Origin of the sequence: Nonomuraea sp. C10, assembly GCF_008017515.1 — a bacterium.
Taxonomy (GTDB): Bacteria; Actinomycetota; Actinomycetes; order Streptosporangiales; family Streptosporangiaceae; genus Nonomuraea; species Nonomuraea ferruginea.
This window is the reverse complement of record NZ_VPFF01000001.1, coordinates 4,643,659-4,656,835: the sequence shown is the minus strand read 5'-3', so window position 1 is coordinate 4,656,835 and position 13,177 is coordinate 4,643,659. Positions and strand designations below refer to the sequence as shown.

The 13,177-nt window shown below is 72.0% G+C and carries 11 protein-coding genes; 8 read left to right on the top strand and 3 right to left on the bottom strand.

Annotated features, from left to right (window positions below; all coding sequences use genetic code 11):
* Positions 1 to 48: 48 nt before the first annotated feature.
* Positions 49 to 2,427 (top strand): FAD-dependent oxidoreductase, encoded by a 2,379-nt coding sequence (locus tag FR742_RS21435; protein WP_148032589.1) that lies wholly within the window; start codon positions 49 to 51, stop codon positions 2,425 to 2,427.
* Here FR742_RS21435 and FR742_RS21430 read toward each other — a convergent pair.
* From FR742_RS21430 to FR742_RS21420, 3 genes are read right to left on the bottom strand one after another with little or no spacing between them, the layout of a single operon-like run.
* The gene (locus FR742_RS21430; protein ID WP_148032588.1) at positions 2,384 to 3,163 is read right to left on the bottom strand and encodes a GntR family transcriptional regulator; all 780 of its coding nucleotides are present in this window, start codon (positions 3,161 to 3,163) and stop codon (positions 2,384 to 2,386) included. The genes FR742_RS21435 and FR742_RS21430 overlap by 44 nt on opposite strands.
* 49 nt (positions 3,164 to 3,212) lie before the next feature.
* Positions 3,213 to 4,337 (bottom strand): nitronate monooxygenase, encoded by a 1,125-nt coding sequence (locus tag FR742_RS21425; RefSeq protein ID WP_148032587.1) that lies wholly within the window; start codon positions 4,335 to 4,337, stop codon positions 3,213 to 3,215.
* Positions 4,338 to 4,378: 41 nt separating this feature from the next.
* The gene (locus tag FR742_RS21420) at positions 4,379 to 5,026 is read right to left on the bottom strand and encodes an acyltransferase (protein WP_148032586.1); all 648 of its coding nucleotides are present in this window, start codon (positions 5,024 to 5,026) and stop codon (positions 4,379 to 4,381) included.
* Positions 5,027 to 5,132: 106 nt separating this feature from the next.
* Between FR742_RS21420 and FR742_RS21415 the strand changes: the two genes are divergently transcribed.
* From FR742_RS21415 to FR742_RS45910, 7 genes are all read left to right on the top strand, one after another.
* Positions 5,133 to 6,794, top strand: a complete 1,662-nt coding sequence (locus FR742_RS21415) for a CTP synthase (protein WP_148032585.1) — start codon at positions 5,133 to 5,135, stop codon at positions 6,792 to 6,794.
* 44 nt (positions 6,795 to 6,838) lie between these two features.
* On the top strand, positions 6,839 to 7,447 hold the full coding sequence (locus FR742_RS21410; protein ID WP_148032584.1) for an NUDIX hydrolase: 609 nt from the start codon (positions 6,839 to 6,841) through the stop codon (positions 7,445 to 7,447).
* Positions 7,444 to 8,370 (top strand): site-specific tyrosine recombinase XerD, encoded by a 927-nt coding sequence (locus FR742_RS21405; RefSeq protein ID WP_148032583.1) that lies wholly within the window; start codon positions 7,444 to 7,446, stop codon positions 8,368 to 8,370. Before FR742_RS21410 ends, FR742_RS21405 begins: the two co-directional genes overlap by 4 nt.
* A 116-nt stretch (positions 8,371 to 8,486) precedes the next feature.
* Positions 8,487 to 9,428: a ParA family protein gene (locus tag FR742_RS21400; RefSeq protein WP_148032582.1), complete on the top strand. Its 942-nt coding sequence runs from the start codon at positions 8,487 to 8,489 to the stop codon at positions 9,426 to 9,428.
* On the top strand, positions 9,425 to 10,243 hold the full coding sequence (locus FR742_RS21395; protein ID WP_222709014.1) for a ScpA family protein: 819 nt from the start codon (positions 9,425 to 9,427) through the stop codon (positions 10,241 to 10,243). Before FR742_RS21400 ends, FR742_RS21395 begins: the two co-directional genes overlap by 4 nt.
* Entirely contained in the window at positions 10,236 to 10,964 is a 729-nt protein-coding gene (gene scpB, locus FR742_RS21390) for an SMC-Scp complex subunit ScpB (RefSeq protein ID WP_261808656.1), read from the top strand. Before FR742_RS21395 ends, scpB begins: the two co-directional genes overlap by 8 nt.
* A gap of 1,133 nt (positions 10,965 to 12,097) precedes the next feature.
* The gene (locus tag FR742_RS45910; protein ID WP_261808655.1) at positions 12,098 to 13,111 is read left to right on the top strand and encodes a pseudouridine synthase; all 1,014 of its coding nucleotides are present in this window, start codon (positions 12,098 to 12,100) and stop codon (positions 13,109 to 13,111) included.
* The last annotated feature ends 66 nt before the right edge of the window (positions 13,112 to 13,177 follow it).

Sequence of the window (13,177 nt, the reverse complement as noted above, 5' to 3'; positions counted from 1 at the left end):
CGTTAAACGGTCTAGACCTTTAGAGTCACCGAAGGTTAGCCTCGCCGCATGAGCGACTCCGCGCGCATCGTGATCATCGGAGGTGGCGTCGGCGGCGCCTCCGTCGCCTACCATCTGACCCTGCTCGGCGAGCGGGACGTGATCCTGCTGGACCGCGACGAGCTCACCAGCGGCTCGACCTTCCACTCGGCGGGCCTGGTCGGCCAGCTCCGCGCCGACCCCACGCTGACCAGGATGAACCAGTACTCCGTGGAGCTCTACCGGACACTGGACGCGGGCTGGACCGAGTGCGGCGGCATCAAGCTGGCCTCCACCCCCGAGCGGATGGCCGAGATCCGCCGCCAGATCGGCTGGGCGCGCACCTTCGGCCTGCCGCTGGAGGAGATCTCCGTCGCCGAGGCGGCCGAGCTGTTCCCGCTGATGAGCACCGAGGGCGTGGTCGGCGCCGCCTACCTGCCCACCGACGGCCAGATCGACCCCTCCCGGCTGTGCTACGCGCTGGCGGCCAGGGCCAGGGAGGGCGGGGCGCGCGTCCGTACCCGCACCAGGGTGCTCGGCCTGGACGTCACGGACGGGCGCGTGACCGGGGTGCGCACCGACCAGGGCGACATCGCCTGCGAGGTCGTCGTCAACTGCGGCGGCATGTTCGCCGCCGAGATCGGCCGCATGGCCGGCGTGCGCGTGCCGATCGTGCCGATGTCGCACCAGTACGTGGTCACCGACGGCTTCCACGAGCACCGCGACCTCCCCACGCTGCGCGACCCCGACCTGCTCGTCTACTATCGGCAGGAGGTCAGCGGGCTGGTCATGGGCGGGTACGAGCGCGAGTGCGCCCCCTGGACGGCCACGGCCGCCTCCCACGACGCGATACCGGCGGACTTCAACGGCCGGCTGCTGCCCGAGGACTGGCCGCGGCTGGAGGAGATCTTCGACAACTCCCGGCTCCGCGTGCCCGCCATGGCCGACGTCGGCATCCGCAAGCTGATCAACGGGCCGGAGGCGTTCACCCCGGACAACGAGTTCTGCCTGGGCGAGACCGAGGTGGGCGGGTTCTACGTGGCGGCCGGGTTCTGCGCGCACGGCATCGCGGGGGCGGGCGGCATCGGCAAGGTGATGGCCGAGTGGATCGTCGAGGGCGAGCCGTCCATGGACCTGTGGCACATGGACGTCCGCCGGTTCGGCGCCCAGTACCGCTCGCCGTCCTACACGCTCGCCCGCGCGGTGGAGAACTACGAGACCTACTACGACATCCGCTACCCGGGCGACGAGCGGCGGGCCGGCCGGCCGCTGCGGGTCTCTCCCGCGTACTCCTGGCACCGCGGCCACGGCGCGGTGTTCGGCGAGAAGTCCGGCTGGGAGCGGGTCAACCACTACGGGAGCGACGCCGGCGACGGCGACGAGCGGCCGCGCGGCTGGGCGGGGCGCAACTGGTCGCCCGCCATCGGCGCCGAGCACCGCGCCACGCGCGAGGCCGCCGGCCTGTTCGACGAGAGCTCGTTCGCCAAGATCGAGCTGACCGGCCAGGACGCCGCCGCCCTGCTGGAGTGGGTCTGCGACAACCGGGTGGCCCGCGCGATCGGCGCGGTCACGTACACGCAGGCGCTCAACCGGCGCGGCGGGATCGAGTGCGACTTCACCGTCACCCGGCGCGGCGAGCGGGAGTTCCTCATCGTCACCGGCACCGCGTTCGGCTCGCACGACCTCGGCTGGCTGCGCAAGCAGGCCCGGCTGCGCGGCGCCGACGTCCGGATCGCCGACGTGACCGGCCAGTACGCCTGCTTCGCGCTGTGGGGGCCGCGCGCCCGCGACATCCTCGGCGCGCTCACCCCCGACCCGCTCGGCTTCCCGTTCATGACCTCGCGCGAGCTGACCGTGGGCGACGTGCCCGTGCTGGCGCTGCGGGTGACGTTCGTCGGCGAGCTGGGCTGGGAGCTCTACTGCTCCAGCGAGTACGGGCTCGCCCTGTGGGAGACGCTGTGGCGGGCCGGCGAGCCGCACGGCCTGGTCGCCGGCGGCTACAAGGCCATCGACAGCCTGCGCCTGGAGAAGGGCTACCGGGTGTGGGGCGCCGACATCGGCCCCGAGACCACCCCGTACGAGGCCGGGCTCGGTTTCTGCGTCAAGATGGACAAGGAGTTCCTCGGCCGGGAGGCCCTCGACCCGCGGCCGAAGCGCAGACTGCGCTGCGTCACGCTCGGCGACCCCCGTGCCGTCGCGCTCGGCAACGAGCCGGTGCGCGTCGACGGCGAGGTGGCCGCCCGCGTCACCTCCGGCGGCTACGGCTACACCGTCGGGTCCTCCATCGCCTACGCCTACCTGGAGGCCGAACCGGGCACCAAGGTCGAGATCGAGGTGGAGGGGACCTGGGTGCCCGGCACCGTCGTCAAGGAGCCGCTGTGGGACCCGGCGGGGGAGCGGGTCCGCTGACCCCGGACCGCACCGAGATCCGCACCCGGTCCGGCCGGAACAGGTCGCGGGCGTGCTCGACAGGCGTGCCGTCGCCGGCGTAGGCGGTGCGCTCGATCCGCATGAGCGGCGCGCCCGGCTCGATGCCGAGCTCCGCCGCCTCCGCCGGGCCCGCGACCACCGGGTCGAGGTGCTCCAGCGCGGTGCGCGGCGCCAGGTCGTAGCGCTCGGTCAGCAGCGCGTACAGCGACCTCGTCAGGTCCTCCTCCAGGAAGCCGGGCAGCGCGGGGAAGAACGAACGCTCCAGCGCGACCGGCGAGCGGCCCGCCGAGCGCACCCGCGCCACCTCGTGCACCGGCTCGCCCGCCGGGAGCTCCAGCGCGGCGGCCACCGGGGCCGGCGCGCTCACCGTGCGGGCCACCAGGACGCGCGCCTCGGCCCGCAGATGGGCGCGGCGCATCTGCTCGGTGAACCCGGCCAGCCCCGTCAGGTCGCACTCGACGCGCGGCTCGGCCACGAACGCCCCGCCCGCCCGGCCGGGCACCCTGATCAGCACCCCGTCGGACTCCAGCCGCGCGAGGGCCTGCCGGAGCGTCATCCGGCTCACTCCGAGCCGCCCGGCCAGCTCCCGCTCCCCGGGCAGCCGGTCGCCCGGCGCCAGCTCGCCCCGGTCTATCGAGTCGAGCAGCCACCGTTCGATCTGCACGTGCGCGGGCACGCCGGTGCCCCGCTCCAGCTCAGGCGGTGTCCCGACCACACCGCATATTGACACGCTTCGGGGGCTGAGCGCCAAAGCGGGTGAAGCGTCACTCCGCCAGCCGGTTGAGCCGATCCAGCGCCTCGCCGAACTCGCTGATCATCTCGTACACCACCTCGCGGGCCGGCTTGACCTGGTTGAGCTGCCCCACCACCTGGCCGACGAAGTAGCCGGCCAGTTCCAGCGCGCCCGGCTCGCCCCGCTCGGCCGCCGCCGTGATGCGGGCCATCGCGTGCTCGGCCACCAGCATCTGCAGCGGCATGCCCAGCGGGCCCGGGCTTTCCTGGCCGTGGTCCCACTCCTCGGTCCACGCGGTGGCGAGCTGGCGGGCCGGCTTGCCGGTACGCGAGCGGGACCGGACGGTGTCCAGCGACGAGGCCGCCAGGAACTTGCGCTTGACCGCCTGGGGTGTCTCCGCCTCCTCCGTGGTCAGCCAGACCGAGCCGCACCAGACGCCCTGCGCGCCGAGCGCCATCGCCGCCGCCATCTGACGGCCCGAGGCGATGCCGCCGGCGGCCAGCACCGGCACCGGCGCGACCGCGTCCACCACCTGCGGCGTCAGCACCAGGGTGGAGATCTCGCCGGTGTGGCCGCCCGCCTCGGTGCCCTGCGCGACGATGACGTCCGCGCCCGCGGCCACCTGCCGGCGCGCGTGCTCCACGGTGCCGACCAGTGCCGCCACCGGCACCCCCGCCTCGCGCGCCCGCGCCACCATCTCCGGCGGCGGCGGGCCCAGCGCGGAGGCGATCAGCCCGATCGGGTGCTTGAGCGCCACGTCGATCAGCCCGGTCGCGCCCGCCGCCGACACCCGCCGGGCGAACTCGTCGGCCGCCGCGCCCACCGGCTGCTGCCCGGGCCCGCCCACGCCGTACTTGGCCATGAGGTGCGTGACGAAGTCGCGGTGCCGCTCGGGGATCAGCTCGGCGACCCGCACGCCGCCGAGGGCGGCGGCGTCCACCTTGCCGGGGACGAGCACGTCCACGCCGTACGGCCTGCCGCCCACCTGCTCGTCGATCCAGGTGAGCTCCACGTCGAGCTGTTCGGGGGTGTACGCGATCGCGCCCAGCACACCGAACCCGCCCGCGTTCGTCACCGCCGCCACCACGTCACGGCAGTGGCTGAAGGCGAACAGCGGGAACTCGATGCCTAGACGCTCGCTGATGGCGGTCCGCATGCACCGACGCTAACCGCCAGAAGCATGTTCGGTCCAGATGGTCAGGAAGCGGCCAGTGGCGAGACGCCCGGCGCGTGCCAGCCTAAGTCCGCGTCGTACGCCCGCACGAGCTTGGCCGGCACCCCCGCCACCACGCTGTGGTCGGGGAACTCGCCGCGCACCACCGCGCCGCCCGCCACCACGCACTGCCGCCCCAGCCGGGTGCCGGGCAGCACGATCGCGCCCGCGCCCAGCCATGAGCCCGACCCGATCGAGACCGGGTTGTTGCGCGGCCACTGCCGGCCGATCGGCACGTCGGGGTCGTCGTAGACGTGGTTCTGGTCGGTGATGTAGACGTACGGGCCGGTGAAGACGTCGTCACCGATGTCGATCGACTGGTGCGCGACCACGTGCGTGCCGCGGCCGATCGAGCAGCTCTCGCCGATCCGCAGGATCGAGTCCGGGCCCAGGTCGGCGCCCGGCCACATGCCGCACGACAGCGACACGCGCTCGCCGATCAGCGTGTGGTCGCCGATCTCGATCCATTCCTCGCCGAAGATCGCCCCCGGGGGGAAGGCGACCTTCGCTCCCTCGCCCAGGCGGCGGAACCGGTAGCCGGCGGGAGTGCGCGGGGTGATCGCGCCGGCCTCCCGGACCGCCGCGTAGGCACGGTGGATCAGCGTGCCGATCGCCCGCCGTACAAGTGACATAAAGACCAAAGTTACCGCTTGGTCATACCGTTCGGGCATGTGAGGGGCGTTGTTTGATATCCTGAGAGCCCGTGGACACTAGCCACACCTAGCCACGGGAGCCTCCTTGCGCAGCGCCACGCAAACCAAGCATCTGTTCGTCACCGGCGGCGTCGCCTCCAGTCTCGGCAAGGGGCTCACCGCCTCCAGCCTCGGCCGCCTGCTCAAGGGCCGCGGACTCCGGGTCACGATGCAGAAGCTCGACCCCTACCTCAACGTCGACCCCGGGACGATGAACCCGTTCCAGCACGGCGAGGTCTTCGTCACCGACGACGGCGCCGAGACCGACCTCGACGTCGGCCACTACGAGCGCTTCCTCGACACCGACCTGCACGGCTCGGCCAACGTGACCACCGGCCAGGTCTACTCCAACGTCATCGCCAAGGAGCGGCGCGGCGAGTACCTCGGCGACACCGTCCAGGTCATCCCGCACATCACCAACGAGATCAAGGACCGCATCCGGGGCATGGCCGGCCCCGACGTCGACGTGGTCATCACCGAGGTGGGCGGCACCGTCGGCGACATCGAGTCGCTGCCGTTCCTGGAGGCCGTGCGGCAGATCCGCCACGAGGTGGGCCGCGACAACGTGTTCTTCCTGCACGTCTCCCTGCTGCCCTACATCGGCCCGTCGGGCGAGCTCAAGACCAAGCCCACCCAGCACAGCGTGGCCGCGCTGCGCAGCATAGGCATCCAGCCCGACGCCATCGTGCTCCGCTCCGACCGGCCCGTCCAGGTCGCGATCAAGCGCAAGATCAGCCTGATGTGCGACGTGGACGAGGACGCCGTGGTCAGCTGCGTCGACGCCGCCTCCATCTACGACATCCCGCGCGTCCTGCACTCCGAGGGGCTCGACGCGTACGTGGTGCGCCGCCTCGGCCTGCCCTTCCGCGACGTCGACTGGAAGGAGTGGGACCAGCTCCTGCGCCGCGTGCACCGGCCGGCCAAGGAGGTCACGATCGCGCTGGTCGGCAAGTACATCGACCTGCCCGACGCCTACCTGTCGGTCACCGAGGCGCTGCGCGCGGGCGGGTTCGCCAACGACGCCAGGGTCAACATCCGCTGGGTCAAGAGCGACGACTGCGAGACCCCCGAAGGCGCCGAGCGCGAGCTCGACGGCGTCGACGGCGTGCTCATCCCCGGCGGCTTCGGCGTGCGCGGCATCGAAGGCAAGATCGGCGCCATCCGCCACGCCCGGGAGAACAAGATCCCGCTGCTCGGCATCTGCCTCGGCATGCAGGGCATGGTCATCGAGGCCGCCCGCGACATGGCCGGCCTGGAGGACGCGAACTCCGCCGAGTTCGACCCCGACACCAAGCACCCCGTCATCTCCACCATGGCCGACCAGGAGGACGTCGTCGCCGGCGAGCGCGACATGGGCGGCACCATGCGGCTCGGCAGCTACACCGCCAAGCTCGGCGAGGGCACCCTCGCCCGCCAGCTCTACGGCAAGGCCAAGGCCGCCGAGCGCCACCGCCACCGCTACGAGGTCAACAACGCCTACCGCGAGCGGCTGGAGAAGGTCGGCCTGGTGTTCTCCGGCGTGTCGCCCGACGGCCGCCTGGTCGAGTACACCGAGCTGCCCGCCGACGTGCACCCGTTCTTCATCGGCACCCAGGCCCACCCCGAGTTCCGCTCCCGGCCCACCCGCGCCAACCCGATGTTCAAGGGGCTCATCGGCGCCTCGCTCGCCTACGCCGACAGCAGGGTGGCGGCTAAGGTGGCCAAGTGAAGATCGGCTCGGGTGACCGGCGAGGGGCGGAAGCGGGTGCGGACATGATCCAAGACACGCCCGAGTCCTGGGAGGTCGTCGAGACCAGGAAGCGGTTCGAGGGCTACGTGATCGACGTGGTCACCGACACCGTGCGGATGCCGCGCGACGAGACCGCCGACCGCGACTACGTCCGCCACCCCGGCTCGGTCGGGGTGCTCGCGCTCGACGACGACCGGCGGGTGCTGCTCATCAGGCAGTACCGCCACCCCGCCCGGCGGCTGCTGTGGGAGCTGCCCGCCGGGATCCGCGACGTCGAGGGCGAGCCGCTGGTCGAGGGCGCCGCCCGCGAGCTGGCCGAGGAGGCCGGCTACCGCGCCGCCACCTGGCACACCCTCGTCGACATCCTCACCTCGCCCGGCTGCTCCGACGAGCGCATCCGCGTCTTCCTGGCCCGCGGCCTGGAGAAGATCCCCGACGAGGAGAACCACTTCGAGCACCGCCACGAGGAGATCGGCATGCCGGTCGAATGGGTGCCGCTCGACGACGCCGTGCGCCGCGTGCTCGCGGGGATGATCCACAATTCTGCGGCCGTGGCCGGTATTCTCGCCGCATATGCGGCCGCGGCCGACGGGTTCGCCGGCCTGCGCCCGGCGGACGCTCCGGAGGCATGAAGGAAAGGACCATTCCCGTGGAGGCGGTGCTGTCCAGCTACCTCGCCCACCTCGCGGTGGAGCGCGGCCTGGCCGCCAACACGCTCGCCTCCTACCGGCGCGACCTGCGCCGTTACGCCGAGCACCTGCGCTCGCGCGGCCGGGCCGAGCTCGACCAGGTGGCGGAGTCCGACGTACGCGCCTTCCTCGCCGCGCTGCGCGAGGGCGACGGCGAGCACCCGGCGCTCGTGGCCAGCTCGGCCGCACGCGCCGTGTCCGCCGTGCGCGGCCTGCACCGCTTCGCGCTGCGCGAGGGCGTCACCGTGCACGACCCCGCCCATCAGGTGCGCCCGCCACGCCAGCTCCGCAGGCTTCCCAAGGCCGTCTCCGTCGACCAGGTCGAGCGGCTCATCGCCGCCTCGGGCCCCGACGGCGCGCCGCTCACCCTGCGCAACCGCGCCCTGCTGGAGGTCCTCTACGGCACCGGCGCCCGCATCTCCGAGGCCGTCGGCCTGGCCGTCGACGACCTGGAGGACGACCAGGTGCGGCTCTGCGGCAAGGGCGGCCGCACCCGCGTGGTCCCGCTCGGCCGCTACGCCCGCGCCGCTCTCGACGCCTACCTCGTACGGGCCAGGCCCGGTCTGCTGGCCCACGGCCGCGGCACTCCCGCCGTGTTCCTCAACGCCCGGGGCGGGCGGCTCACCCGCCAGGGCGCGTGGGAGGTCCTGCAGGCCGCCGCCGAACGGGCCGGACTGGCCGGGATATCTCCCCATGTTCTCCGCCATTCGTTCGCAACACACCTCCTCGACGGCGGCGCCGACGTTAGGGTGGTGCAGGAGTTGCTCGGCCACGCCTCCGTGACGACCACCCAGGTCTACACGCTGGTCACGGTCGACAAACTCAGAGAGGTGTACGCGGCGGCGCATCCCCGCGCCCGTCAGTGATCTATAGTCTTTTGGGTCGTGCGGCACTCCGGCGTGCCGCCTTGCCGCGTTAAGTGGTGACGCCATAGTGTCCGTCCGGACGGTCCGGTTCGGGATCGTCAGGGAGGTTCGAGCTGGTGACTGTGAAGACCAACGGTTCGACCCCGGGGACCCCCGACAACCCCTGGGGTGACACCAAGACCAACGCGCCTTCCAAGGGCGTCAACCTGGGCCCCACGCAGCGGCCCCGCCCGGTGTTCCCGGAGCCGGTGCCGCGCGACGTCCACGGCCCGGCCCGCGTGGTCGCCATGGTCAACCAGAAGGGCGGGGTCGGCAAGACCACCACCACCATCAACCTCGGCGCCGCCCTCGTCGAATGCGGTCTCAAAGTGCTGCTCGTCGACTTCGACCCGCAGGGCGCGCTCTCCGTCGGCCTCGGCATCAACCCGCTGCAGCTCGACCTCACGGTCTACAACCTGCTGATGGAGCGCAACGTCAGCGCCGAGGACGTGCTGCTGGAGACCGGCGTCGAGGGCCTCGACCTGCTGCCCAGCAACATCGACCTGTCCGCCGCCGAGGTCCAGCTCGTCACCGAGGTGGCCCGCGAGCAGGTGCTCGGCCGCGTCATCAAGCCGCTGCTGCCGCACTACGACGTCTGCCTCATCGACTGCCAGCCGTCGCTGGGCCTGCTCACCATCAACGCCCTCACCTGCGCGCACGGCGTCATGGTGCCGCTGGAGTGCGAGTTCTTCGCGCTGCGCGGCGTCGCCCTGCTCATGGACACCATCACCAAGGTGCAGGAGCGGCTCAACGAGGACCTCGAGATCGAGGGCCTGCTCGCCACCATGTACGACGCGCGCACGCTCCACGGCCGCGAGGTGCTCGCCCGCGTCGTGGAGGCCTTCGGCGACAAGGTCTTCCACACCGTGATCAACCGTACGGTGCGCTTCCCCGACGCCACGGTGGCCGGCGAGCCGATCACCACCTTCGACCCGTCCTCGCTCGGCGCCAACGCCTACCGCGAGCTGGCCCGGGAAGTGCTCTCGCGCTGGCCGCAGCCTGCCACAATGGCGAGGTGACAGAGCAGCAGGCCGGGCCCCAGGGCTTCCAGGTCCACCTGGACGTCTTCGAAGGGCCCTTCGACCTGCTGCTCGGGCTGATCTCCAAGCACAAGCTCGACATCACCGAGGTCTCCCTCTCGCAGGTGACCGACGAGTTCATCTCCTACATCCGCTCCCGCGGCCCCGAGTGGGACCTCGACCAGACCAGCCACTTCCTGCTGGTCGCGGCCACCCTGCTCGACCTCAAGGCGGCCCGGCTGCTGCCATCGGGCGAGGTCGAGGACGAGGAGGACCTCGCCCTGCTGGAGGCCCGCGACCTGCTGTTCGCCCGCCTCCTGCAGTACAAGGCCTACAAGGAGGTCGCCAAGATCTTCGCCGGGCGGATGGCCGACGAGGCGCTCCGCTTCCCGCGCAGCGTCCCCATGGAGCCGCAGTTCGCCGGCCTGCTGCCGGAGCTGGTGCTCGGCATCGGCCCCGAGGAGCTGGCCCGCATCGCCGCCCGCGCCTTCACCCCCAAGCTCCCGCCGACCGTCGGCGTCGGCCACATCTACCAACCGCTCGCCAATGTGCGCGAGCAGGCCGCTATTCTGGTGGAGCGCCTGCGCCGCATGCGCAGAGCCACTTTCAGGGCCCTGGTCGCCGACTGCGAGGGCACCTACGAGGTCATCGCCCGCTTCCTGGCCGTCCTGGAGCTGTTCCGGGAGTCCGCGGTCAGCTTCGAGCAGGTCGAGCCACTCGGCGACCTGCACGTCACGTGGACGGGCACCGACGACGGCGACGTCTCGGTGGGAGACGACTACGAGGAGAGCCCGGAGAAACCCGCAGATGGCTGACGACTCCCGCCCGCGCAAGGACCTGCCCGCCTGGATGACCCTCCCCGGCTCCCTGATCCCGTCCTCTCCCGAGGACCTCCAGGACGCCGCGGAGGCCCCCGAACGTGTCGATCCACCTGAGGACCCCCGTTTCGAAGTGCAGGAGCCGGTCATTGAGGCGCCTCCGCACGAGGCGCCGGGTCCCGAGCTCAAGCCGGCGCTGGAGGCCATCCTCATGGTCGTCGACGAGCCCGTACGGGAAGTCACCCTGGCCCAGGTGCTGGAGCGGCCCACCCACGAGGTGGCGGCGGCGCTGCGTGAGCTCTCAGCGGAATACGAAGCCTCCGCGCGGGGTTTCGATCTGAGGCAGGTCGCGGGAGGGTGGCGATACTATTCGCGCCCCGCGTACGCGCCGCTCGTGGAGCGGTTCGTCCGTGACGGCCAGCAGGCGAGGCTGACCCAGGCCGCGCTTGAGACGCTCGCGGTCGTGGCCTACCGGCAGCCGGTGAGCCGGGCGCGGGTGGCCGCGGTGCGCGGCGTCAGCAGCGACGGCGTCATGCGGACGCTGGTCGCGAGGGGGCTGGTCGAGGAGGCCGGCACCGACCCGGAGAGCCAAGCCGTGCTCTACCGGACAAGCTCATACTTCCTTGAGCGTCTGGGACTGAACGACGTCAGTGAGCTTCCCGAGCTCGCGCCGTTCCTCCCCGACGACGTGGAGAACATCGAGGAGACGACGAAGTGATCAACAGGCGAAGCACCCCGTCCGGTGATGGACGCGGTCGAGGACGCGCCGGCGGCTCCGGCCGCGGCGGGCGTCCCGCCTTCCGCTCGGACGATTCGCGCGGCCGTACGCGCCGCGACGACTCCCGTGACGGTTCCCAGCGAGACGAGCGCCGGGGTTCCGGCAGAGACGACTTCAGCGGCGGCTCCCGCCGTGACGACGCGCGCGGTTCCTCGGGCGGGTCCTACCGTGGGGATGACGCGCGCGGGGGTTCCCGTGGTGGCGGTTTCCGCGGGGACGACCGCCGGGGTTCCGGCGGGGGTATCCGCAGCGACCGTCGAGGTTCGCGGGACGACCGTGGCGGATTCCGTCGTGATGACGCGCGCGGGTCTTCGGGCGGTTCGTTCCGTCGTGATGATGCGGGCGGTTCGTTCCGTCGTGATGACGCGCGCGGGTCTTCGGGCGGGTCATCACGTCGTGATGACGCGCGTGGGTCCTCGGGCGGGTCTTACCGTGGGGACGACGCGCGCGGGGGTTCCCGCGGTGGTGGTTTCCGTGGCGATGACCGTCGGAGTTCCGGCGGGGTGTTCCGTGGTGACCGTCGGGGTTCGCGGGATGACCGTGGCGGGTTCCGTCGTGACGACGCGCGCGGGTCTTCCGGCGGGTCCTTCCGTCGCGATGACGCGGGTGAGGGTTCCCGTCGTGACGGGTTCCGTGGCGATGACCGCCGGGGTTCCGGCGGGGAGTTCCGTGGTGACCGTCGGGGTTCGCGGGACGACCGTGGTGGGTTCCGGCGTGATGATGCGCGTGGGTCTTCAGGCGGTTCGTTCCGTCGTGACGACGCGCGTGGGTCTTCGGGCGGGTCCTTCCGTCGTGATGACGCGCGTGGATCCTTCCGTCGTGATGACGCGCGTGGATCCTACCGGCGTGATGACGCGCGCGGTAGCTCGCGTGGGGAGGACCGGTACGGCCGGGACCGGGGCGACGCACGTGACTCGCTGCGCGCCGGCAGGGGCGGCGGTACGCGGGCCAGGTACGGGCATGACGGCGGCCGTTCCGAGCGGCCCGCGCGGGACGACCTCGGTTTCTCCGGCGAGGACATCGAGTACGAGTCCTCCGGCGGCGGCCGTGCGGAGGAGCGCGGCGGGTTCCGGGTGGACCGGAGCGGGCGCAGGGAAGGCCCCCAGGGTTCGTCGCGGGCCCGTTACGGCAGGCGCGACGAAGGAGACCGCGGCGGCGCGGGCCGCACGCCCCGGCGGGACGAAGGCGCCCGCAGCGGGCGGGTGTCCAAGCGCGACGGCGTCCACACGCTGGGCGACTCGCGGCGCGGCGCCGGAGACCGGGCCACGCCCAAGGACCGGTTCAAGACCGCACGCCAGCCCGTCCGCGACCGCGACTTCTACCCCGAGGGCTACACCGACGAACGCGACACCACCGAGGTCCCGGGCGGGGTGCGCCTGCAGAAGGTGCTCGCCCAGGCCGGGGTCGCCAGCCGCAGGGCCTGCGAGGAGATGATCGGCGACGGCCGCGTCACCGTGGACGGCCAGGTGGTGCGCAGGTTCGGCGCCAAGGTCGACCCGGCCAAGCAGGTCATCCACGTCGACGGCAGGCGTATCCCGACCGCGCCCGACCTGGTCTACTACGCGCTGAACAAGCCGATCGGCGTGGTGTCGACCATGGAGGACCCGCAGGGCCGGCCGTGCCTGGCCGACTTCGTGGAGGAGCTGGCTCCGCGGCTGTTCCACGTGGGCAGGCTCGACACCGAGACCGAGGGCCTGCTGCTGCTCACCAACGACGGCGAGCTGGCCAACCGGCTCACCCACCCGAGCTACGGGGTGCCGAAGAAGTACTGGGCCAAGGTGCCCGGCCCGATCCCGCGCGACCTGGGCCGCCGGCTCAAGCAGGGCATCGAGCTGGAGGACGGCATCGCCAAGGCCGACGACTTCCAGATCGTGCAGGAGCACGGCCAGCAGGCGCTGGTCGAGGTGGTGCTGCACGAGGGGCGCAAGCACGTCGTACGACGCATGCTGGAGGAGTCCGGCCACCGGGTCATCGACCTGGCCCGCATCGAGTTCGGCCCGGTGAAGCTGGGCCGCACCAAGCCCGGCACGCTCAGGGCGCTGACGCTGCGTGAGGTCGGCGAATTGTACGCCGCGGTGAAGCTGTAACCTGGCCACGACGCTGGAGCCCGTGCGAATCTCCGCACGGGCTCTCCCGCTATAGAAGGAGCGAAG